This window comes from Bradyrhizobium sp. LB14.3 (genome assembly GCF_040547985.1).
Taxonomy (GTDB): domain Bacteria; phylum Pseudomonadota; class Alphaproteobacteria; order Rhizobiales; family Xanthobacteraceae; genus Bradyrhizobium.
Genome location: NZ_JBEPQT010000042.1, coordinates 16,599 through 36,439 on the forward strand (window position 1 = coordinate 16,599; position 19,841 = coordinate 36,439).

Here is a 19,841-nt window from a genome sequence, read left to right on the forward strand (position 1 = left end):
GCCGGAAGGATGCCAATGCCGTAATGGGACGCCATCATCCCGTAGCTGCGATTGATTTCAGGGTCGTAGAACGAAGCCCGGTGCACGCCGGACTTCAGATTGTCAGGGAGGACGAGACGGGGCACCCCGCCAAAGAGCCCGACATCCGGACATGGGCCTCAATCCAGTCCGGAAGTGTCTGCGTCCAGCTCGCCTCGGCGTAGGTGTAATTCGAGGCGCCAAGGACGGGGACGAAGATCTCCGCGTGGCGCACAACCCCTGTTGCGCGATCAACGATCATGATCTTCTTGCCGGAGCAATCGACAAATACCTTGTCGCCGGCCGGATGTTCCTGCCGCATGGTCGGAGACAGCCGCCGCTCGACCTCCCGGAATAAATTGCAGAACCGGCTATAGCCATAACCTTCCGGGTGGACGGCCCGGTACTCCTCCCACAGCACCATCAGATTGACGCCAGGCCGCTTCAGCTCACAGGCCAGCGAGGCCCAATCCGGCTCCCGGCGCCGGCGGAAGGCGCCTGACGCCGGCATGGGCAAACAGGCGTTGTTCAAGAACGGCGTCGGTCAGATTGCCCGCCAAAGGCGGCGCCAGCCCGGCAGTCGAGGCACGCTCGAGAATGTCCTGGATTGTGCTGCGCGCCAGCCCGAGCGTGCGACCGATCTCCCGGGCGCTCACCCCATCACGGGCAAGCCGCAGCATCTGTCGTATCTGTCGCATGGTCAGTTCTCTCTTGGCCGGCATCAGCTTCCCTCGTTGATCAACGAGGGACTTGATGGCTGAGGGATTGACCCAAACGAAAACGCCGACTTCCAAAGATCCGGCCGGCTTCCAATCGGAACGCCGGCCGGTTTCATTTCGGAATCGTAGCCGGGTTCAAAGCGGAACGTTGGCCGGCTTCAAGTCGGAATACCCGGCCGGACTAAACCGGAATCCGCAATCTGGATTGTGCCGCAGGTCACGGAGGGCGCGTTGACGGTTGACGGTCTGGGGCAATGGAGACTGCCACAAAACGACTTCCTCTTTCTGCCGCGGCATCGGCTCAGGCCCACAAGCGAGGACGCCGGTGCGCGCTGCCGCCGCACCAAACCGTTAGCAAATTGTCGTGAACATCATCGCGTCGAGCAATATCGACAACTGGCTGTTGGCGCCAGAATCGGTTCGAGGATCCGACGCTTCTGCGCAGTGGTCCACCGCCTGCGCCACTCTGGACCGGAACGAACTGAAACCGGGATGTCACGTTTGCTCATTTGCTAGCAAATTAATGAGCAAGCCATCTCACGGTCGGAAGCCATCTGGGAAGGCGGCCCTCACCAGCTTTCAATTACCCACAATTTCTGTGCCGACCATGACGCCTGCGCGATGTCGGTCAGGCGCGATAACTCGCGCCACATGACCATGTTGCCGGGCGGAGGATTGTTGGCGTGGGCGAGATAGCCACCCAGTCTGGCGGATCTTGGTCAGATAATGTGAAAAGAGTTTCCGTAGAGCTTGAGGTTTGTCATTCACGAGGCGATCGAGCAGGACGATTTCCCAGTGCCCCTGGAGCTGAGCGATTGAGCATCGTGATCCAGAAGACCTGCCAACTCAGGATGCAAAAGACCGAGATCAGATTGGTCAGACGCTGGGCGGTCCGGAGCTTCGCGTCCTCAGCTTTGCAGCCCGATCTAAAGATCTTGTGAGACTTCGATTTTCATCTCAAGGCATACCATTCGAGCTTCTCGATAGGGTCCGTGCGGGAGCCAACAGGCAGATCGGTGATCAGCTTCCACTCTATTTTCTTTCTGTTCTTCGGCGTCGCGCGCTCTGCGGCATGTATTACCGTCAAGGTCAGCGCCGGATAGCGTTTCTGCTTTCCGATCGTCGGCAACACGCGAACCCTGCGATATCTGATTTCGAGGATGGCTTGATCGAGATTGCCGTTATTGTCTCTGACGTCGATGCGATGCCGTCCTTTGACGGCGACCTCGTCCATTTCGTCGCCGATCGTGTGATCTCCGTGCCCAGCCAAACGGTCAACGCAAGTACCGATCACGAAATGCGTTCGAGCTTCTCGAGCCGCCCAGAACAGATGTCGCTCTCGCGATCACCAACATGAACGCACCGTCCCCGATCGCCCAGCAGCTCTGTGGATTGCCGGTATTGTCCAGCCACCGAATGCTCTCCTTCTTCTCGATGGGAACGCGCGTCCGATTGATCTACTTCTTAAGCGCGGCGGTCCCCTTGAATTTCTTGCTCAGAATTTGAGGGCCGTCAGTCCAAGCGGCAGCCCTTCGGTCATCACCGCCAGGCTCGACTACTCAGGCTTCCTGCCTTGTCCCGGCCGCTGGTTATGCTCTTCGTGATCCCGATCGCGTCTGAGTTCTCTCTTTGATAGCTGAACTCGGTCGTATCATGGAGCACTAGAACAGGACCGTCGGCGGCAATCGTGCGCTCACGCGTCGATTGACCAGCCAGAATGTCCGCCTCACTGACCCGGTCGTTGGAGAAAAACCGATAAGCTGCCTTGGCGTTGGCCCAGTCTTGGCACACCAGCGGAATGCTTTGGCCCATGGCGCTCCCGATCTGCGCTACCACTTTGCGGAGCCGCTTGTTCAGGCGCTCGTCGGCAAGCTGCAGCCAGCGAACTCGCGATCAAACCATGCGTCGGCTTCTTCGTCCATTGGCACCGCCCCCTGCGAATCGGTGCCAGACAAGGAATCACGGTCGATTCCTGCGATGCAATAGTTTGTGCGCTCCCTCAGCCCACTCGACTAGATGTGGGTAATTGAAAGCTTCACCGGAGGGTAACTCCCCTCCGGAAGTCGCCTCGGTTGCTAACCATCATCACGCGAACCGTTCCGGAGGAGCCGATCGACGGCTTGCCTTCAGCGCTTGGACGATGGCTGCGATCGTCCTCGCATCCGCGCTCCGGCCGACTCGGATCGTGATGCCATCGAGTTCAATCTCAATACCTGCGACATGCAACGTGGCCTTCATCGCAGCGCTTTGCGCTCCTGTCCAACAGCCGCCGTCGGTCCTATGGCGTCCAGCACCACGAGTACAAATTTGCAGCTCATCCGGCCGGTGGTCTTCAGCCGGACGCATGCCATTCGATCGCCCTACCAACAGCTCGAACCGAAACCGCCGTACCTTGTAAGAGCGCCCCGCCGGCGAATGTGGGCGGGCCTCGATCAATCTGGTCGTCGTGACAGAGCCCATTCATCTGCGAGACTGGGATAACAACTACTTCGGGGTGCTTTACCATGAGTGCTTTGAGAGAGCGGCCAAGCGGAGAATCATCTTCGATGCTGGTGGGCAAGTCCCTGCCCCACAGAAGGAGGTCAATTTCACCACTCTCTCCGAGTACCTGCGTGCAACGACTTAGGGCCTCAGAATCAAAAGCGGCTTGAGCGCTCAAATCTAGCGGATTAACGCAATTGGCGAACTTCGGGAGCACTTCCCCCAGTCGTTCGCGCAATTGACTGGAGAACGAAACGAGCTTCAGGCCTGGTGTTGAGAGAATTAAGTCGGCAACAATATTGCCCATCCCACCCGAAAAACTTGCAAAAGCTAAGCGATTGCCCCGTGGCTTGCGACATACCTGGAAGGCAACTACGGTCTCGATTAAGTCCTCCGCCGAGTCAACTGTAATTACACGCAGGTCGCGCAGCAGGTCGATCTCCCATTCATAGCTGTTCGCGGCTTCTGTCGCTGTATGTCGGCTAATCGCCTTTCGCACCTCAGGATGAGCGCCGACGTGCAACATAATGATCGGCTTGCCTTTCTCCTGAGCGCGCGTGCAGGCAAGAGTGAAGCGTTTTGGATCCTTGATGCCTTCACAATAACTGATGATTATTTCAGTTTGCGGATCGTCAGCGAAGAAACTGATTAGTTCGGCAGTCGTTACGCTGACTTCGTTGCCAGTGGTCGCGATTTTGCTGATGCCAACCCCTCTCCTCATTAGTGGGTGCATGACACTCACCATTTGTCCGCTCTGAAGCACGCCACTAACGCCCCCAGGGGCGACCCTGGCGATCTTGCTGTCTCCAACTGCAACTAACGAACGATGCAAATTAATGACACCGAATGTGTTAGGCCCGATAACGATCGTTGTCGCCGAATCTTCTGCCCAGCGCCGAAGCTCCTGCTGCCTAATGCGGCCTTCCTCGGTGTCAAGTTCCGCGAAGCCACTCGAAATGATCTGTACGGCAGGCACTGAGTTTCGCTTACATTCCTCCAGAAGCGGGAGAATGTTTTCTGCTCGAACGCATAACACGGCCAAATCCACCTGAAACGGAACGTCTGAAACGGACCTGTAACAGTTCACGTCATCAACCATAGTGTAGCTCGGGTTGACGGCGGCGATATTTCCGTCAAAGCCGAAGGATACAACGTTGCCAAGGATGGTTTTTGCGAGGCTCGGTTTGGGCGAAGCACCAATCACGGCAAGCCCCTTCGGCTCGAAGAGGCATCGAAGGCTCATTTTGTGATTGGCTGTTCTCGTCCTACCCCAAGGTCGCGCGACTGAGTGCATTCGGCCCTCCTCTCACTGAGTGTTGTCGCTTGCCTTGGCAATGAATGTGCCAGCTAGATTCAAGCCGCTTACGCATCTGTTTTCAACGAGCGGCAGGTCCGCGTACTGCAAAGAAGGGCGGTTTCACCCGATGCGCCTCGTGCGTTTGTCAGAAATTGGACAAGGTTGGGAGCCATTTGTGTGCGAGTTGACAAGGCAGGCGACGTTGCAACGGCTGGGCGAACTCTTGCTTATAAACTTGTCTGGCTTGAGTACGCGGAGAGACTGCCAGCACGGCGAACGTCTTGATTGAGCGGAGCAACTCCTTCACTGATAGCGAGCCGCAACCAGGCCCGTCATTCCAAATCGTCGAATCGCAAGCAATCGTACCGCTTCTCCAAGTGGTTCTAGAACGTACGCGAGCGCGTTCAAGAGGAAAGCACTTCCGCCGCATCGGAAGCCGCTACGACCGGCTGGCGCGTGACTATCTCGCCTCGGTTTGCCTTGCCGCCGCCCTCACGTGGTGGAGTTAATTAGTGGGGACCTTGGTCTGAGCACTTCTCGGGCAGAGTGCCGAGTCTCGTCAGCAGGGCAAAAGTGCTCTACCTGCTCGACTTCCGGCAGTGTTCGCCAGCGGACAAATGCTCATGCAATTAGCGCGATAAGCACCAAGGCCAGGTCGGACGAAAATCGTTGGAGACACGATCCCATTGGGCGAGAAGTTGTATCGCCGCGCTCGCGCGACGCCGGACGCGCCGGCAGTTAGTGTGGCGAGATCAGCCTCACGAGCAGGCGGTTGGAGGCCAGAGCGAACCGAATCGTCCCGCCGAACTCGGCCTTCTATTGGTAGATGCTGGCGTCGCTGACGTGGTGCTTGCGCCACAGATCGGCCGCCGAAGCCCCGACCTCGTGCTCCTTCAAGATCCAGATGATCTGCTCTTCCGTGAAACTCGTCTTGGGCCAGAGCGAACTTCAAACTGGATTAAGCCCCTTCGGCAAGTTAAAACTCGTGCGCCTCAAGTGCATCACTCCCTTCGCGGATCGTTAAACCCTAGAGAACCGAAACTGCGTAGCAGCATGAAGACCCAATTCTGATCCTGTCGCAAAGGCAATTCACGGCGTATAAACTTCCATGGTCGCGACAGCTGCCATCAAAGTAGGTAGCTGCCCATCCGTGATCAGCAGCGTACTATAATTGCCGACGCCTGCTAAAGCAGAGGTCCCTATTACCGGAGAATGGGTGTGCAAATGAGTAGTGCAGTTGATCTCTTGAAGGCCGCTCACTTTCTTCGAATGTATGGCGATGCGGCCGCCGAAAAAGGCATCAGGCTTTCGATGGGATTCGATTTTGACCAGTATGTGTCGATCGCGCGAGCCACGCCAACAAAGGGCCCAACCCAACCAGTGTTCCGTCCAGATCGGTCTCCGATAAACCTGTATGAGGGATACTGGATAATTGGCTGCGATGAGAACAACGAGGTTGTATACCTGGAGGCTGCTCGATTGTTTAATCTTCAGCACAGCAACTTGGGAGATCATTTTGAATCGTTGAAAGCGTTCTACGGAAAGCCGGAGAAACATGCACATCCACAAGATAGTTGCATCTGCACGGCGCCGAGCGCGAAGAAAATCACAGGCAAAGTAGCATACCACGGGGACCTCTGGGTACGCAGCGACTTTAGAGGACAAGGTATACTGAAGAGTGTGGGGGGACTAGGGGGTGGGATCAGCCTTGCGATGTGGAATCCTGACTTCTTATGTTGGCTTGGACCGCGATGGACCCTCGAAAAGGGTGTCTACAATCCACCCCATCGCGAATCTGGCGGGGCCATATTGCAGTTGGTTGAAGAGAACATTGCGGAGCACAACTGGCTTATGTGGATGACGCGAGAGGAGTTGAGGCGCGTTGTGTCTTGTGACAGTACGGAGCCCGCTGTTGCGTCATCCTAGCTCGCCATCTACGCGCAGCCGTCCAGAGATCGCGATGGCGCCCTACGGCAATGAATATCTTAGTTGAACAAAGGTGTGTACGGACAAGTTATGTCTCGTTCGCTCGCTGAAACCTTCGCCGCGTTAGCAGAACTGATAATGCCCTCGATGTCATCGTCGAAACGTTCACCCTTACCTGTTAAACTAATGATATCCAAACCGGTTCTGTAGGATCTTAAATGCCGATCTACTATCCGGATATCCTCGCACAAAAAACGCAGCCACGCACCTTTACCTATAACCGCAAGGACTTGTTGCTGTATTCGCTCGGGATCGGCATGGGGCGCGATCCAATGGACGAGCGCGAGTTGCGTTTCGTCTATGAAAAAGATATCAGGGTCTTGCCGACCGCTGCCACGGTGCTGTCGTCAGGCAGCGTCCAGCACTCCAGCCCCTCGCCAGACCAGAAGCCGGGTCTTCGGATCAGCCAGCTCAATCTCATGATGCTGGTGCACGGCGAGCAGAAGATCGAACTGCACAAGGCGTTGCCCTCGTTCGGCACGTTCACGGCCGCGAGTCGTACGATCGGCGTTTATGACAAGGGCGAAGAAAAGGGCGCGGTCGTCGTGGAAGAGACCGTTTGGACCGACGCGAATGGTGAAAAAGTAGCCACGCTCACCGCCTCAACTTTCGCCCGTGGCGACGGCGGTTTCGGCGGGCCGTCGCATGGCGGCCCTGAACCGCACCTTGTCCCCTCACGTAAGGCGGACGACTTGGTCGCGTTTGATACCCGGCCGGATCAAGCGCTGCTCTATAGACTGAACGGCGACCTTAATCCGCTGCACTCTGATCCCGATTTCGCGAAGCGGGCCGGCTTCCGGCGGCCGGTTCTGCATGGTCTATGCACTTTCGGCATTACCTGCCGAGCAGTCTTGCAGGCGTTCTGCGGGTACGATCCTACGAAAATTCTGAGCCATCAGGCGCGCTTCTCGGCGCCCGTGTTTCCCGGCGAGACTATTACCGTCGATCTCTGGCAGGACTGTGATGTGATCTCGTTCGAAGCCCGCGTGATTGATCGCTGCGCGACGGTGATTAAGAACGGCAAGACAGTGCTGCGCTCCTAGGCGTGCTCGCCTAGCCAGTTACTGGTACCATTGACCTCCAGACGCTCGCTGCAGCGGGGTTGGCAGATCCGGCTGTACTGATGCGCAGCCCCGTTAGCTGCTGAGACTGCAACGGAAGTCCTCAGCCGATAACCAGCCGGCGACTTCCATCGAGCGACGGTCAGACTCTGGGATTCCGTAGCGAAGCGAGACCCAACGGTGGACCACCCGGAACTGGAGTTTTGCGCCTGTGATCACGTTGGGCGGGCTGGTAGCGCCGGCGTGGTTTTACAGCAAAATCGGCGTCTTATTGTCGATCGATCCATCGGGGCGTTATTCGTTATGACATGTGCCAAGTCGCCACCTTGGGCGTCCGCAAGGGATCCGAGTAAGGGCCTTGAGGCATTTGGGTCGGAAGCGGCTCGATAAACGCTTTGTCGGTTCGTTTGCCGAGCCTGGAGAAGTCCAGCGGGAGGCCGCACTGGTACGCCCATAGATGAAGATCGCGCGACACGAACTCGCTGCCTTGATCGACCCGGATCGTTGCCGGCCGTCCCACTCCTTGCAGGCCCTTTCCAGCACTTCCACGACGTCGTCGCCGCGGAAGGTGAACCGTGGCGCCAGCGCCGGCGAAAAACGGAGAAGATGTCGACGATCGTAAGCACCTAACCCTTGTGTCCCGTGCCAACTGGTCATCTAACGATGTCCCCAGGTCTCATTCGATCATGTGGCCGGCCCGCGATCATCCCGCAGCTTGCTGCCCTGCCGCGGCGGTTGGGGATTTTGTTGCGTAATTGCAGCCAATTCGCGATAGATGCGCCGCCTTTCTTCCGATTGAATACGCCGCCTGGCTGATCTCGGCGTTGCGGTTGCCTTACTTCGGCATGAACGCCTTCAGGGCGTCCGAAAAATTTAGGCGCCTTCATCGTCTTTCGCTCGTCTAGGGGATTCGGAAGGAAAAACCCTAGCCAAAAACGGTCCGGCTTGTCTTAGATCATGCATGGGGAACATAATGCCGTGCCCCGCCAACTAGGCCAGTTTAAACGGAACTTTCCATCTATGATCCCCTGATGGGACGAGGAGAGTTCCATGAAGGGGATCGAAGTATTCAGAGACGCAGATCGCATTTGTGTTGAAACGGGCTGAAGACGGCTCGGCGGTGGCGGAGGTCTGCCGCAAGGCCGGGATCAGCGAGGCAACGTTTTACAATTTGGCGGAAGAAGTATGCGGGCTTGTTGCCTTCGGAGATCAAGCGGCTACGTCAGCTTGAGGAAGAGAACAGCAACCTGAAGCGGATTGTCGCCGGCCTGTCGTTGGATAAGGCCATGCTTCAGGATGTGCTCTCAAAACGCTCTGAGGCCTGGCCGCAAGCGCGAGCTTGTCGACAAGGTGCGACGTGACTGGAAGGCTCTGTCAGGCAGGCCTGCTCCACTCTTCGAATTGATAGCGCACTGTAGTCTACAAGTCGAAGCGTGGCGACCAGGCCACTCTAAAAACTGAATCAAGGACATCTGCGACGCGGGTGAGATACGGATATCGGCGCATTCATGTCCTGCTGAAACGCGACGGGTGTCAAAAGGGGCTATCGCCTCTACCGCGAGTTGGGCCTGCAACTGTGCAACAAAACGCCCGAGCGACGCGTCAAGGCCAAGCTGCGCGAAGATTGAACCGGTACAAAACAGATCACCAGACCTGGGCCATGGAATTCGTTAACGACCAGCTTGCCACCGGCCGCAAAATCCGCCTGCATTGTCGACCTCTTCAATCGCTTCTCGCCAGCGGTGGATCCGCGCTTCAGCTATCGAGGCGTGGACGTTGTGGCGACCCAGGAGCGCATCTGTAAAGCCTTTGGCTACCCAGGACCATCGGCGTGGATCAGCGGTCGGACTTCGTTTCCCGCGATCTCGACATGTGGGCCTACCAAAGGGGCTCCTTTCTAGTCTCATCTCGGCAATATCGTCCCTATCCCAAGAGCACGGGCTTTTCTAATCACCAAATCAGCTAGCGCTAGATCTGCGATCACGAAGCCGCGGAAACTGAATAAGGCCCTCAATGGTGCTCGAGACCCTGGTGGATGGAGAGCAAGGTGCACAAGGTCATCCTGATAGCTTACGGAGTCTACGTGGCGTTGCGATTCGTCAACTGGCGATTTGTCTTGCTCCAGACTATCTGTAACCAGTCTGTCGAAGGCTGTGAGGGTTTCTGACCGCCAGCTCCGAGATCCGTCTATGGCGGCGACGAATGATGAATCCGGCAGCAATCGGGCGTCCAGAAAAGATTTCAATCCCGGCGAGCTAGGTACCATGGAGACCACGATGTCGGCTTCACTCAACAATTCGTCGGGAGTCTTCGCTATGACTGCGTTCAGCCGCATTTCGGAAGCGGCAGCCGCAATTCGTTCCGCAGAGCCGACGCTTCGACTTAAGAGAGAGATGTTGCGTAACGTTGGAAACAGATCTCTGAACGCTTCAAGATGACTAAGTGCCTGCAAGCCGCACCCGACCAAAGCGATAGTTCTGGGGGTTTCTGGCGCGAGATAGAGGGCTGCCGCCGTCGACATTGCCGCAGTCCTTATCAAGGTGATGGAATTTGCATCGAGAACTGCTACTGGTGCTCCTGTTTTGTAATCGCTCACGCAGACCAGGCCGTTAACTCTTGGCGTGGTCTGATTCCCTTCCACTACCCCCACCCATTTCATTGCAGCTATACTATTAGCTTCGGATGCCGAGCTCGTCGAGAGGAACCAGGAGCCAACATCATGACCGATGCTGATGGCAGATTTTGGCAGACCGATATTGCGACCGAGCGCATTATCACGGAAGCAGGCGAGCAGTGCCTCGCGCGCCTCCCGAGGTGAAATTGTCATCTCCTGGATATCGGCATTCGATAGATAAAGGAGTTCAGAGGACATTGCTTGTACTTTCATGTGAGAGGAACCAGCCCGCCATACCAAATCAGGCGAAGCAGCTTCGGCTTTGGAATGTGCCGGTGGTGGCGACGTGGTTCAAATCCTGCTTGCCGCCGTCGCGGCGACATCAAAAAGAGTTGCTGCCGATTCGTGAGCTAATCAGCGTTCGTGTTGCTGTCGTGGATATCGAGTGTCCGTGTGAGTACTACGAGCGATCTAATGATGTTCTCCTCAGGCATAGAGCAAAGAGCATTGATGATGTAGACATGAAAGAAGTCCGTGGACATGATGCAGGTATCCGCAGTTCGATCACCATCGTGATATAGCTTCGGCAGTATTCGCGTCCATCAACTCTCGCCGTGAGATTCAGGTGCCACAGCGGCTCAACGCATGTACATGCGAAAGCAATCACCGTGCCAACGCCGCCCCCGCTCTGGAATGAATCGATTATCTTTGCTGAAAGGGGCCGCTCAGCCGCTGGGGAAATGTGTTTTGAACCCGACAAGAGCTCTGCGGCTGTGAGAAACGGGACAACAATCTCGATCGTCCGCCAAAAGGCAGGTTGCGATCTGTGGATGCGATTTCCCGCGTGTTCGTCTTTAAAGGGCTCATCACTGCGCGGCATCTGTGCCGCGCAGTGCGTTGACATCCCGGCCCTCGGTCCAAGATCGCCTGCTGGCGCCACGGCGCCGGAGCGGCGACCGCTTCTACCCGCATCCGCTCCGGCGCGCCGCGCACCATGAACGCTGCCCACATCAAGCCGTGATCGTGAGGACGTTCGAGATTTGCCCTGAGAATGCTAGTCATCGGAGCTCCCGCGAGGTGGCGAGTGCCAGCGGCCAATTGGTTCGACGGTACAACGCATCTGGCGGGCGTTTGGGCTTCAGCCGCCCCGGATGGAGACGTTCAAGTATTGGGCCGATACGAACTTCCTGGCCAAAGTGCGCGTTGTCTTGGGCCTCTAAGTCTCACCGCCGGAGCATTCCATCGTTCTGTGTGTGGATGAGAAGTCCCGAATCCAGGCGCTGGACCGCAGTCAGCGGATGCTGCCGATCGCTCCGGACCAGCCGGCCCGAAGGAGCCATCACGCCAAGAGGCACGGCACCACATCACTGTTCGCCGCCCTGGAAACTGCGATCGGACGGGTTACCTGCAAGTGTACGGACCATAGCGTGCCGCCGAGTTCCGCAAGTTCTTGGGCGAGATCGAGGCCGCCGTGCCGCGCGAACTCGACGTTCCTCCATCTTTCACAAAGCTGTACGCATGAAGTTCGGTTATTTACCTCCTGCGTGGTCTGCGGCACACAATGCCAGATCACGTTCAAAACGGCGGCCCGGCGACCGCGGTAGCAAAATAGATGACCGCCCAGCGGATCACGTTTCGATATCTCTTGCAGCTGCAAGGCTAAGGACGGAAAACGTTTCCGCGTGTCAGCGTAGCCGGTCACCACACGCCCGCCCGGCCGGCCGGCAACGGGATCATCGCGGCCGTCCATTAGATAGTGCCGCTACCGCTGCCGTCAGCGTCGGGGCGTCGACCGAGCCGGTGATCCGCATTCGAACTCCGGCCGCGAACTCATTCTCAATAGCGCCGCAGCGCACGGAAGGTGCGTTAACGGTTCGCGGTCCGGCGAATTGGACACTGCCTCAAAACGGACTTCCTCATCCTGCCGCGGCACCGGCTCAGGCCCGCAAGCGAGGACGCCGGTGCGCCTACCGCAGTCTAACCGTGATCATATTGCGGTAAACATCGTGGCCGCGAGCAATATCGACAACACTGGCTTCAGGCGCCAAAGTCTCATCGATGAGCCGAAGCTTCTGCGCAGTGGTCCACCCCCCTGCGTCGCTCTGGAGGGGACATAACCATAACCGTCGTCACGTTTCTTCATTTTCTTGCGATCATTGAGCAAACGATCTCACGCTCGGACGTGATCTGGGAAGGCGGCTCTCACGGGCGGGGTAACCGCGCGGGGCAGTGTTAGATCCTCTCGCTTGTCGACCGCGAGATTACCGTGACACCTCCGGCAGACTCACCTGCGGTGCTCCCACGGCTCGCCACCGAGCCCCCACGCGGTTCTGCAAATCCTCAACCAGAGCAGAAGGCTCTGGCTGTCAAGCACGACATCAACATGCTCGAAGCCAGAATTGCCAGCCAGAAAATGATGGAGCCGGTAAACGAGGCTCTGCCGGTAGGAAATGTTCTATTTTTTGGGACCGCCCGCCGCTCCTTCTACACGCGGCGGTTTGGGATTGAGATTTTCTGCGCCGGTCAGGCTATTCCGTCGCCGGTTCTGTTTGTCCGGGCTCAACGGACCTCAACAGCCGCAACAAATGGCCGTTCAGGAAAGTAAAATTACCGTTGTGCTGGCCATCTACGACTCCGAAGAGTGTTCGCCAAACGCCGCCTCGTACTCTCCAGTGATTTCCTTGATCAGCTCGGCGGCACGCATTACCGAGCGCACGCCTGATACCGCATGACCAGCACACCTGATATTGTCCCAGCGCGGCGGGCCTTCGCTAGCGCTCGGCATTGCGCGCGCCTCGGACACTGACTCGTCAAGTTTTGAGGCATCGAGACCTGCTGCCACGATTGAGCTCCGCAGCACGTTCGCATTGAGCCCCCAGAATGCGTTGGTCAAAATGATGTCATCAATCGTGCTATCGAGTAACATCTGACGATAGGCGTCGCTTGCCATGCTTTCCCAGGTAGCAATGAAGCGAGTGCCCATGCAAGCGAGGTCGCACCCAAGCATGCGCGCTGCCGCTAGCGAAATGCCGTCTGTGATTCCCCCTGCAAGTACAATTGGACCATCGAATATGGCGCGGACCGCGCGAACAAAAGCAAACGGATTAGCCCACCCTGTATGGCCTCCCGCGCCGGCGGCGAGCAAAATCAAGCCGTCCGCACCGGCCTCGATGGCTTTTTCCGCGTGGCGCAGCGAGGCGATATCGGCGAACACGAGACAACCAATTCCGTGCAGGGCATCTACTGCAGCGGCGGGCGATCCCACGCTGGTGATTACAATCTCCACCTTGTGACGAACAAGACAGGCAAGATCATCCTTGAAACGTCGGTGACGGATCATGAGCGTTGGGCAGTGTGGCGCGACAGGCAGATCCGGGCTGGCGAGATCATGTTCAATCCTAACTAACCAATGATCGAGCTCCTCAACTGATCGGGCATTTGTGGTAGGAAAGGCGCCGATGGCGCCCGACCGGCAGACGGTAGTCACAAGGTCCATTCCGGAGACACCGGCCATGGGGGCGATGATCAGGGGTACAGTCAGCCGGGAAGAAAGAGCATTGGGCAACCTACCACTTTCGCATAGTGCAGTCACAGCTATTGTCCTTTGCGCTTGATGGCGTTTAGCATGGGAGGTCGTTCAGCGCTCCTGCGAGCATGGCATTGCGCAGTGCCGATCGAATAAGCAGTGCCGAGTTCGATGCAAAACGAATCGGTTCCGACGTGTCGTGCAAGCCGCGCCGACAAGCTCGTCGACTTGCATCACGAACTTCTCGAATAGATTGTTGATCAACGATGCTTACCTAGATGGACCTGACGCTTACCAGCCAATAAGTGGCACGCTCATAAGATCCATTCAATTACTAGCGCTGAGAGTTGACTCGATCACACGTGGTCAGTCAGCTCGCTGATTCGAGGTGCAGGAGCATGGGGCGGACTCATTCTGGGGGCAAGTCCGGATACATCGATCTCAGGACCGCACGTCGCCCGCGAATTGACGGCGATCGTCGAAGGACGTGGCAAGTCAGGAATGATCCTGTCCGACCTTGGTCCCGAGTTCACCTGCAACCCCATGCTGGCCTGGAGCAAGGACAGCGTTATCGATTGGCACTTCGACATGCCGAGAAAGCCGATGCAGAATGGCTTCATCGAAAGCTTCTATGGTCGGATGCGCGATGAGCTGCTCACGAGACCATGTTCTTCGATCTCGACGACCCCCCGACCAAGCTCGCCAGCTGGGTCGCCGACTACAAAATGCGGCGGCCTTACTCGTCCCTGAAATATCTCACGCGGGGCCTACGCCGCCCATCTCACCGAACTCCGTTGCTCCAACCGCGCCACTTAGCGTCCAAACCCCCGAGACTCTAGTCACCGCTGTATAATTAGTTGGTGGCAGGTTAGGTTGGCGCAACACCAGGTTTTTTCAGCCAGAACAGCAACTTGTCTAGCGCCTCCGCCGGTGTTTTCCAGCCCAGTGTCTTCTCGATCGGGCATTGAGCGCAGCTGCCACGACGGATATCTCATCGGCGCTGTGGAGGGAACCGGAAGCAGGTCGGCTTGACGCGCGGCGAGCCACGCGGCTCGGGCTGTCCCCTGACACTTCGGACAGTGCCGATTGCGGCAGGAATTATAGCCAACGCGTGTGTGACGATGGTCAAGCACACCTATGACCTGTCAGATGAGGTACTGTGCGAGCGCTGGGTTGAGAACCCCTATTACCAGTATTTCTGCGGCGAGGAGTTCTTCCAGCACCGACTGGTGTTCGACCGTTCATCGCTGACGCGCTGGCGCAACCGCATGGGCGAGGAGCGATTGCAGGCGCTACTCCAGGAAAGCCTGTCGGTGGCCGCCAGGACCAAGGCGATCAAGCGGTCCGAGCTGTCACAGGTGATCGTCGATACTGCAGTGCAGCCCAAGAACGTGATGTTCCCCACCGATGCCAGGCTGCTGAACCGAGCACACGAGAAGCTCGTGCGGCTGGCAAAGCAACACGGCGTGAGTCTGCGCCAGTCCTATACACGGGTCGGCAAGTTCGCCCTGATCCAGCACCAGCGTTATGCCAGGCCAAGCAGTTCAATCGCGCCAACCGGGCGCTGAAGAAGCTGCGCACGTTGCTCGGCCGCGTCATTCGCGACATCACCCGCAATCGAGGGCGACAGCGGGCTCGAAGCGGTTTTCGCCCAGCTGCTGATGCTGGCGCGGCGCGTGCGCGAGCAACAGCAGCGTCAGCGCGGACCGAAGGTCTATTCCCTGCACGCGCCGGAAGTCGAATGCATCGGCAAGGGCAAGGCCCATCGGCCATACGAGTTCGGCATCAAGGTCTCCGTCGCCACCACCCTCAGCCACGCCAAGGGCGGACAGTTCGTCACTCACGTGAAGTCCATGCCGGGCAATCCCCTACGACGGACACACCCTGGCAACCGTGATCCCGGAGATGGAGGCGCTGGTCGGCAACACCCTCGATCGCATCTTCGCAGACAAGGGATATCGCGGCCACAATGCACCGCTAGACCACAAGCTCAGAATCTTCATCTCCGGTCAGAAACGCGGCGTGACGCCCAGGATCGAACGTCAGTTACGCCGCCGGGGCGGCCGTCGAACCCGTGATCGGCCATCTCAAAGCCGAGCATCGAATGGGCCGAAACTATCTCTGGTACCGCCAAGGCGACGCTGCCAACGCCATCCTCGCAGCGGTCGGCTACAACTTCCGCCGCCTGATCCGCTGGCTCAGGCTTTTGTTGTGCCAGATACTCCTCGCCCTTATGGCAACGATTCAACCCGCTCCGGCTTAAAACCGGCGTTCTTCACGGACGACTAATCCGCAGCGGGATGCGGGTCATGACCCGCTCCGACACCCGCTCCAACAGCCCGTCATCGAGATTGCCGATATTCTGCGCCGGCATGGCGACGCCTATCGCCGCGTACATGCCCGTCATCTGGGGCGGATCGAGCGGAGCGTGATGAGCGCGATCGTTGCGTGCCGGACCGAGGCGCTCGGCGGCCACATGGAGGCTTGCGGCACGACACGCGTTGCCTATAATTCCTGCCGCAATCGGCACCGTCCGAAGTGTCAGGGGAGAGCCCGAGCCGCGTGGCTCGCCGCGCGTCAAGCCGACCTGCTTCCGGTTCCGTATTTCCACGTTGTCTTTACACTTCTCGCACCGATCGCCGCGATCGCTTTCCAGAACAAGGCCGTCGTCTATGGCATCCTGTTCAAGGCTGCCGCCGAGTCGATGACGACGCTCGCCGCCAATCCACGCCGGCTCGACGGTTTAATCGGCGGGTCGCCGTCCTCCACACCTGGGGACAGGCACTAATGCATCATCCCCACGTCCATTGCGTCGTTCCGGGTGGTGGCCTCTCGCCCGATGGCGCGCGCTGGATCGCTTGCCGACCGAACTTCAGAGCTGGCCGTCAAACCGTTGTCCAGGCTATTTCGCACACTTTTTCTCAAACGCCTGTCGGGAGCCTTCAACTTCGGTGCCTTGCGTTTCTTCGGCGATCTCGGAGCTCTGGCCGAGCCGGCGCCTTTGCGGCCCACCTCGACGCCATGCGACGCATCAACTGGGTTGTTTACGCCAAGCGGCCCTTCGGCGGGCCCGCACAGGTGTTGGCCCATCTCTGCCGCTACACCCATCGCGTCGCCATCGCCGAAAGCCGGCTCGTCGCCCTCGACGAAGATCAAGTCGCCTTCTCATGGAAGGACTAGCGCCAGATCAGCGCCAGAAATATCATAAAGCTCAAGCCCCGACGAGTTCATCCGCCGCTTCCTTCTTCACATGCTGCCCGATGGCTTCCATCGCATCCGCCACTTCGGCTTCATGACCAACGGCCAGCGCGCTGCCAAACTCGCCCTTTGCCGCAAACTTCTCGATCGTGAGCGGACAGTGCCAAACGATGGCGAGCCGTCGCCTGTGGATTCGGAAGCTCTGACGTCGGCCAAGGTTCCGCCTGTCCTGATTGTGGTGGCGTCATGCGCATCATCGAGCGCTTTCGACACAGCTACAGCCGCTCCAACCCTCGAACCCCACCGTTGCGATGCGACACATCGTGAGCCCAGTTCGTGCCCTGCACGACGATCATCATTCTCAGCGTTTCGATCATCGCCGACGCTGTCGAAGTCGTGCGGCCACACCGCGCGACGATAACCATTCAATGCAGCGGCCCATCGAGCGCGACCGCCTGCAAAACGCGCCCGGGCTCAAATTGCCGCCGATGCGCAACCAGCACGTCTCCGCTTCAGATACACAGTCCGCCGATAGTTACTTGCGATCGCGAACAATCGCCATAGCCTCACCACCTTGCCCACGCGCCTTCGTTTAATCCGAGTTCAATGAGGTCGCCTCACAGGCGTCTGCCGTACGTTCGCGTCTGCGCGACCTCACAGAACCCTCCAGATTCTCAAATCAGTGTGTTTCTGATTCACCATGCTGACTGGGTGGAGGCCAGCATGGATGGGCAAGCCTTATTCTCTGGATCTTCGCAAGCGCGTGGTGGCGGCGATTGAGGGCGAAATGTCCCGCAATCGGGCCGCCAAGCAATTTGGAGTGGCGATCAGCAAGCGATCGGCTGGATGAAGCGGGTCGATGAGACCAGCGTTGCGCCGGGCCAGATGGGCGGGCACAGCCAAATGCGGTTTCGGGAGACCACGCGGTCTGGCTGTCGCAGCGGATCAAGGACGGCGATTTCACCATACGCGGGCTCGTTTCCGAGCTTGCCGACCGCGGGCTGAAGGTCGACTACCACTCGGTGTGGGACTTCGTGCATGCCGAGAAGCTCAGCTTCAATAAACGCGTGGTGGCAGGCGAACGCGATCGTCCCGACGTGGCACGGCGGCGAGCCCAGTGCGACAAAGTACCAACGTCGCGTCGAAGCTGAGCGGCTGGTCTTCATCGACGAGACCTGGCCCCGGACCGACATGGCGCCGTTCCGGATGGGCGCCGCGCGGGCACAGGCTCCCCGCCAAAGTCCCTCACGGCCGCTGGAAACCATGACATTCCTGGCAGCCCTGCGCCATGACCGCATTGATGCGCCATGGTTCATGGAGCGACCAATCGATGGCGAGAGCTTCCGGATCTATGTCGAGAAGGTTCTCCTGCCGACTCTCCGTCCCGGCGACATCGTCGTTCTGGACAATCTCGGCAGCCACAGAAGCAAAGCCGTAGGCCAGCTTATCCGCTCCGCTGTTCTTCCTGCCAAAATACTCACCCAACCGTAAGCGCTTAGCCGGGACCCTTATTGGAGCTGGCTTGACGCTTTGCGGAATCGCCACGGCATGAGGTCTTTGATTCTGCTATGCGGATGGCCGTCGATGATGGCCTCGAGTGTTTTGGCGATGTAGGCGGCCGGGTTGATGTCGTTGAGCTTGCAGGTGGCGACGAGCGACGCAAGCAAGGCCCAATTTTCAGCCCCGACCTCATGCCCGGCGAAGAGAGCATTTTTTCTGGTCAGGCAGACTGGCCGGATGGCGTTCTCGACCGGGTTCGTGTCGAGCTCGAGGCGCCCGTCTTCGAGGAAGCGGGTCAGCCCCTGCCAGTGATTGAGCGCGTAGCGGATGTCCTCGGCGAGCGTCGAACCGCTGGAGATCATCGACAGCTGTTTCTCGAACCAAGTCTTTAACGCGGCGATTATGGGCAGCGAGTGCTCCCTGCGCGCGGCCAGCCGGATGTCCGGCGATGAGCCGCGCACCATGGCTTCGATGGCGTAAAGCTGTGCGATGTGCCGAACGGCGGCCTCGGCGATCGGCGATTTGCTGTTCCGGGCCAATTTGACGAAGCGCCGGCGCAAATGGCTCCAGCAATGCACGAGCGTCCACGGCCCTTGCGGTCGAGCGACTTCGGTCAGCCGGTCATAACCGTCATAGGCATCGCATTGCAGGAAGTGTCCGCAAAAGCCATCCAGGAACTGCTCCGCAAAGGCACCGCTGCGACCGGGGGCATATCGGAACAGCACGATCGGCGGACTTGGGCCGCTGTGGCCGCGGTCGTCGGAGACGATCGCCCAGAAGTACCCCTTCTTCGTGTGGCCTCGCCCGGGATCGAGCACCGGCGCCGTGGTTTCGTCCATGAACAGACGATCCGCCATGGCTAGGCGCTGGCGCATGTGGTCCGCGATAGGCTGAAGATGGAAGCAGGCGCGGCCGGACCAGTTGCCCAGTGTCGCCCGATCAAGTCGGATGCCCTGACGCGCATAGATCTCGGCTTGGCGGTAAAACGGCGTATGGTCGCCAAACTTGGAGACGATCACGTGCGCAATCGCCGCTTCGGTCGGCAGCCCGCTGGGCACCACGTGCTCCGGTGCGTGCGCCTGCACGACAGGGCCCGAGCAATGGCGACAGATATATTTCGGGCGGCGCGTGACCAACACCCGCCATTGCGCCGGGATCACGTCGAGGCGTTTGCTGACGTCCTCGCCGATCTTCGTCATGGCACCGCAACCGCACGGACAGAGCGTGCTCGCAGGCTCGATGATCCCCGCGGCAAATGGGCAGGCAAGCAGCCGCGATTGCGATGAGAACCTTGATCCGGCACGCTCCGCGATCGGCCCTTGATCACAGCCTCGGCTCTCTCCGGAGCCGCGTCCAGGATGCCTTGCGCGATCTCCACGTCTTCCAGCGGCAAGTGATACTGATCTGGCCGCAGCTTCTCGGACGTCGCGCCGAACTTCTC

The 19,841-nt window shown here is 58.6% G+C and carries 20 protein-coding genes and 8 pseudogenes; 12 read left to right on the forward strand and 16 right to left on the reverse strand.

Annotation, left to right across the window (positions count from 1 at the left end; translation table 11 throughout):
- Nucleotides 1-94 precede the first annotated feature (94 nt).
- The 5 genes from ABIB00_RS36215 to ABIB00_RS36235 all read right to left on the reverse strand — a co-directional run bounded on the left by ABIB00_RS36215 (nucleotide 95) and on the right by ABIB00_RS36235 (nucleotide 4,512).
- Nucleotides 95-442: a transposase gene (locus ABIB00_RS36215; RefSeq protein WP_354107665.1), complete on the reverse strand. Its 348-nt coding sequence runs from the start codon at nucleotides 440-442 to the stop codon at nucleotides 95-97.
- 25 nt (nucleotides 443-467) lie between these two features.
- Nucleotides 468-740: a helix-turn-helix domain-containing protein gene (locus ABIB00_RS36220; RefSeq protein WP_354107666.1), complete on the reverse strand. Its 273-nt coding sequence runs from the start codon at nucleotides 738-740 to the stop codon at nucleotides 468-470.
- 949 nt (nucleotides 741-1,689) lie between these two features.
- On the reverse strand, nucleotides 1,690-1,971 hold the full coding sequence (locus ABIB00_RS36225) for a hypothetical protein (RefSeq protein ID WP_354107667.1): 282 nt from the start codon (nucleotides 1,969-1,971) through the stop codon (nucleotides 1,690-1,692).
- A gap of 305 nt (nucleotides 1,972-2,276) precedes the next feature.
- Nucleotides 2,277-2,573 carry an IS4/Tn5 family transposase DNA-binding protein gene (locus ABIB00_RS36230; protein ID WP_354107668.1) on the reverse strand — a complete coding sequence of 99 codons (297 nt, stop codon included), beginning with the start codon at nucleotides 2,571-2,573 and terminating at the stop codon, nucleotides 2,277-2,279.
- A gap of 496 nt (nucleotides 2,574-3,069) precedes the next feature.
- Entirely contained in the window at nucleotides 3,070-4,512 is a 1,443-nt protein-coding gene (locus tag ABIB00_RS36235) for a CoA-binding protein (RefSeq protein WP_354107669.1), read from the reverse strand.
- A gap of 398 nt (nucleotides 4,513-4,910) precedes the next feature.
- Between ABIB00_RS36235 and ABIB00_RS36240 the strand changes: the two are divergent.
- Nucleotides 4,911-5,024: pseudogene (locus ABIB00_RS36240) on the forward strand (IS5/IS1182 family transposase); the annotation flags it as partial.
- 310 nt (nucleotides 5,025-5,334) lie between these two features.
- Here the strand turns inward: ABIB00_RS36240 and ABIB00_RS36245 are convergent.
- Nucleotides 5,335-5,448, reverse strand: a pseudogene (locus tag ABIB00_RS36245) (transposase); the annotation flags it as partial.
- Nucleotides 5,449-5,604: 156 nt separating this feature from the next.
- Nucleotides 5,605-6,030, reverse strand: a complete 426-nt coding sequence (locus ABIB00_RS36250) for a hypothetical protein (RefSeq protein WP_354107670.1) — start codon at nucleotides 6,028-6,030, stop codon at nucleotides 5,605-5,607.
- Between the two features lie 629 nt (nucleotides 6,031-6,659).
- Here ABIB00_RS36250 and ABIB00_RS36255 point away from each other — a divergent pair.
- Together ABIB00_RS36255 and ABIB00_RS39220 are read left to right on the forward strand one after the other, a co-directional pair.
- Nucleotides 6,660-7,544 (forward strand): MaoC/PaaZ C-terminal domain-containing protein, encoded by an 885-nt coding sequence (locus ABIB00_RS36255; RefSeq protein WP_354107671.1) that lies wholly within the window; start codon nucleotides 6,660-6,662, stop codon nucleotides 7,542-7,544.
- Between the two features lie 1,090 nt (nucleotides 7,545-8,634).
- Nucleotides 8,635-8,793: pseudogene (locus tag ABIB00_RS39220) on the forward strand (transposase); the annotation flags it as partial.
- Between the two features lie 672 nt (nucleotides 8,794-9,465).
- Here the strand turns inward: ABIB00_RS39220 and ABIB00_RS36270 are convergent.
- The 3 genes and pseudogenes from ABIB00_RS36270 to ABIB00_RS36275 form a co-directional block, all read right to left on the reverse strand.
- Nucleotides 9,466-10,449, reverse strand: coding sequence for an ornithine cyclodeaminase family protein (locus tag ABIB00_RS36270; protein ID WP_354107672.1), 984 nt, complete (start codon nucleotides 10,447-10,449; stop codon nucleotides 9,466-9,468).
- A 1,066-nt stretch (nucleotides 10,450-11,515) separates the two neighbouring features.
- The gene (tnpB, locus tag ABIB00_RS39225; protein WP_502917936.1) at nucleotides 11,516-11,926 is read right to left on the reverse strand and encodes an IS66 family insertion sequence element accessory protein TnpB; all 411 of its coding nucleotides are present in this window, start codon (nucleotides 11,924-11,926) and stop codon (nucleotides 11,516-11,518) included.
- A 217-nt stretch (nucleotides 11,927-12,143) separates the two neighbouring features.
- Nucleotides 12,144-12,251 (reverse strand): annotated as a pseudogene (locus ABIB00_RS36275) (hypothetical protein); the annotation flags it as partial.
- A 308-nt stretch (nucleotides 12,252-12,559) separates the two neighbouring features.
- Between ABIB00_RS36275 and ABIB00_RS36280 the strand changes: the two are divergent.
- Nucleotides 12,560-12,781, forward strand: a complete 222-nt coding sequence (locus ABIB00_RS36280) for a hypothetical protein (protein WP_354107673.1) — start codon at nucleotides 12,560-12,562, stop codon at nucleotides 12,779-12,781.
- Nucleotides 12,782-12,802: 21 nt separating this feature from the next.
- Here the strand turns inward: ABIB00_RS36280 and ABIB00_RS36285 are convergent, their stop codons facing one another.
- Nucleotides 12,803-13,672 carry an NAD(P)H-dependent flavin oxidoreductase gene (locus tag ABIB00_RS36285; protein WP_354107674.1) on the reverse strand — a complete coding sequence of 290 codons (870 nt, stop codon included), beginning with the start codon at nucleotides 13,670-13,672 and terminating at the stop codon, nucleotides 12,803-12,805.
- Between the two features lie 444 nt (nucleotides 13,673-14,116).
- Between ABIB00_RS36285 and ABIB00_RS36290 the strand changes: the two are divergent.
- Nucleotides 14,117-14,463: pseudogene (locus ABIB00_RS36290) on the forward strand (integrase core domain-containing protein); the annotation flags it as partial.
- Between the two features lie 107 nt (nucleotides 14,464-14,570).
- Here ABIB00_RS36290 and ABIB00_RS39230 read toward each other — a convergent pair.
- Both ABIB00_RS39230 and ABIB00_RS36295 read right to left on the reverse strand, forming a co-directional pair.
- Nucleotides 14,571-14,713 (reverse strand): annotated as a pseudogene (locus ABIB00_RS39230) (IS30 family transposase); the annotation flags it as partial.
- Nucleotides 14,710-14,814: pseudogene (locus tag ABIB00_RS36295) on the reverse strand (transposase zinc-binding domain-containing protein); the annotation flags it as partial. The pseudogenes ABIB00_RS36295 and ABIB00_RS39230, both read right to left, overlap by 4 nt.
- Before the next feature lie 9 nt (nucleotides 14,815-14,823).
- Here ABIB00_RS36295 and ABIB00_RS39235 point away from each other — a divergent pair.
- On the forward strand, nucleotides 14,824-15,270 hold the full coding sequence (locus ABIB00_RS39235; protein ID WP_502917937.1) for a transposase: 447 nt from the start codon (nucleotides 14,824-14,826) through the stop codon (nucleotides 15,268-15,270).
- Nucleotides 15,271-15,309: 39 nt separating this feature from the next.
- Here ABIB00_RS39235 and ABIB00_RS39240 read toward each other — a convergent pair whose 3' ends face one another.
- Nucleotides 15,310-15,546 carry a hypothetical protein gene (locus ABIB00_RS39240; RefSeq protein WP_502917939.1) on the reverse strand — a complete coding sequence of 79 codons (237 nt, stop codon included), beginning with the start codon at nucleotides 15,544-15,546 and terminating at the stop codon, nucleotides 15,310-15,312.
- A 230-nt stretch (nucleotides 15,547-15,776) separates the two neighbouring features.
- On the opposite strand from ABIB00_RS39240, the gene ABIB00_RS39245 reads away from it, so the two are divergent.
- Entirely contained in the window at nucleotides 15,777-15,965 is a 189-nt protein-coding gene (locus ABIB00_RS39245) for a hypothetical protein (RefSeq protein ID WP_502917940.1), read from the forward strand.
- 12 nt (nucleotides 15,966-15,977) lie between these two features.
- Here the strand turns inward: ABIB00_RS39245 and ABIB00_RS36305 are convergent, their stop codons facing one another.
- Nucleotides 15,978-16,109: a hypothetical protein gene (locus ABIB00_RS36305; RefSeq protein WP_354107675.1), complete on the reverse strand. Its 132-nt coding sequence runs from the start codon at nucleotides 16,107-16,109 to the stop codon at nucleotides 15,978-15,980.
- Here ABIB00_RS36305 and ABIB00_RS36310 point away from each other — a divergent pair, their 5' ends adjacent.
- The 5 genes from ABIB00_RS36310 to ABIB00_RS36330 all read left to right on the forward strand — a co-directional run bounded on the left by ABIB00_RS36310 (nucleotide 16,110) and on the right by ABIB00_RS36330 (nucleotide 18,391).
- On the forward strand, nucleotides 16,110-16,490 hold the full coding sequence (locus ABIB00_RS36310; RefSeq protein ID WP_502917938.1) for an IS91 family transposase: 381 nt from the start codon (nucleotides 16,110-16,112) through the stop codon (nucleotides 16,488-16,490).
- Nucleotides 16,490-16,882 (forward strand): transposase, encoded by a 393-nt coding sequence (locus ABIB00_RS36315; protein ID WP_354107676.1) that lies wholly within the window; start codon nucleotides 16,490-16,492, stop codon nucleotides 16,880-16,882. The genes ABIB00_RS36310 and ABIB00_RS36315 overlap by 1 nt, the downstream gene beginning before the upstream one ends.
- Nucleotides 16,883-16,952: 70 nt before the next feature.
- Entirely contained in the window at nucleotides 16,953-17,321 is a 369-nt protein-coding gene (locus tag ABIB00_RS36320) for a hypothetical protein (protein ID WP_354107677.1), read from the forward strand.
- A gap of 306 nt (nucleotides 17,322-17,627) precedes the next feature.
- Nucleotides 17,628-17,750 carry a hypothetical protein gene (locus tag ABIB00_RS36325; RefSeq protein ID WP_354107678.1) on the forward strand — a complete coding sequence of 41 codons (123 nt, stop codon included), beginning with the start codon at nucleotides 17,628-17,630 and terminating at the stop codon, nucleotides 17,748-17,750.
- 188 nt (nucleotides 17,751-17,938) lie between these two features.
- Nucleotides 17,939-18,391 (forward strand): transposase, encoded by a 453-nt coding sequence (locus ABIB00_RS36330; protein WP_354107679.1) that lies wholly within the window; start codon nucleotides 17,939-17,941, stop codon nucleotides 18,389-18,391.
- Between the two features lie 17 nt (nucleotides 18,392-18,408).
- Here the strand turns inward: ABIB00_RS36330 and tnpC are convergent.
- Nucleotides 18,409-19,841 (reverse strand): annotated as a pseudogene (gene tnpC / locus ABIB00_RS36335) (IS66 family transposase); the annotation flags it as partial.

Excerpts from the sequence above, each read along its gene's own strand:
- ABIB00_RS36215 (WP_354107665.1), bottom strand. The coding sequence starts at position 442 with ATGGTGCTGTGGGAGGAGTACCGGGCCGTCCACCCGGAAGGTTATGGC.
- ABIB00_RS36220 (WP_354107666.1), bottom strand. The coding sequence starts at position 740 with ATGCCGGCCAAGAGAGAACTGACCATGCGACAGATACGACAGATGCTG.
- ABIB00_RS36225 (WP_354107667.1), bottom strand. The coding sequence starts at position 1,971 with ATGGACGAGGTCGCCGTCAAAGGACGGCATCGCATCGACGTCAGAGAC.
- ABIB00_RS36235 (WP_354107669.1), bottom strand. The coding sequence starts at position 4,512 with ATGCACTCAGTCGCGCGACCTTGGGGTAGGACGAGAACAGCCAATCAC.
- ABIB00_RS36250 (WP_354107670.1), bottom strand. The coding sequence starts at position 6,030 with ATGATCTCCCAAGTTGCTGTGCTGAAGATTAAACAATCGAGCAGCCTC.
- ABIB00_RS36255 (WP_354107671.1), top strand. The coding sequence starts at position 6,660 with ATGCCGATCTACTATCCGGATATCCTCGCACAAAAAACGCAGCCACGC.
- ABIB00_RS36270 (WP_354107672.1), bottom strand. The coding sequence starts at position 10,449 with ATGAAAGTACAAGCAATGTCCTCTGAACTCCTTTATCTATCGAATGCC.
- tnpB (WP_502917936.1), bottom strand. The coding sequence starts at position 11,926 with ATGGACGGCCGCGATGATCCCGTTGCCGGCCGGCCGGGCGGGCGTGTG.
- ABIB00_RS36280 (WP_354107673.1), top strand. The coding sequence starts at position 12,560 with ATGCTCGAAGCCAGAATTGCCAGCCAGAAAATGATGGAGCCGGTAAAC.
- ABIB00_RS36285 (WP_354107674.1), bottom strand. The coding sequence starts at position 13,672 with ATGGACCTTGTGACTACCGTCTGCCGGTCGGGCGCCATCGGCGCCTTT.
- ABIB00_RS39235 (WP_502917937.1), top strand. The coding sequence starts at position 14,824 with ATGGTCAAGCACACCTATGACCTGTCAGATGAGGTACTGTGCGAGCGC.
- ABIB00_RS36305 (WP_354107675.1), bottom strand. The coding sequence starts at position 16,109 with ATGACGGGCATGTACGCGGCGATAGGCGTCGCCATGCCGGCGCAGAAT.
- ABIB00_RS36315 (WP_354107676.1), top strand. The coding sequence starts at position 16,490 with ATGCATCATCCCCACGTCCATTGCGTCGTTCCGGGTGGTGGCCTCTCG.
- ABIB00_RS36320 (WP_354107677.1), top strand. The coding sequence starts at position 16,953 with ATGCTGCCCGATGGCTTCCATCGCATCCGCCACTTCGGCTTCATGACC.
- ABIB00_RS36325 (WP_354107678.1), top strand. The coding sequence starts at position 17,628 with ATGGGCAAGCCTTATTCTCTGGATCTTCGCAAGCGCGTGGTGGCGGCG.
- ABIB00_RS36330 (WP_354107679.1), top strand. The coding sequence starts at position 17,939 with ATGCCGAGAAGCTCAGCTTCAATAAACGCGTGGTGGCAGGCGAACGCG.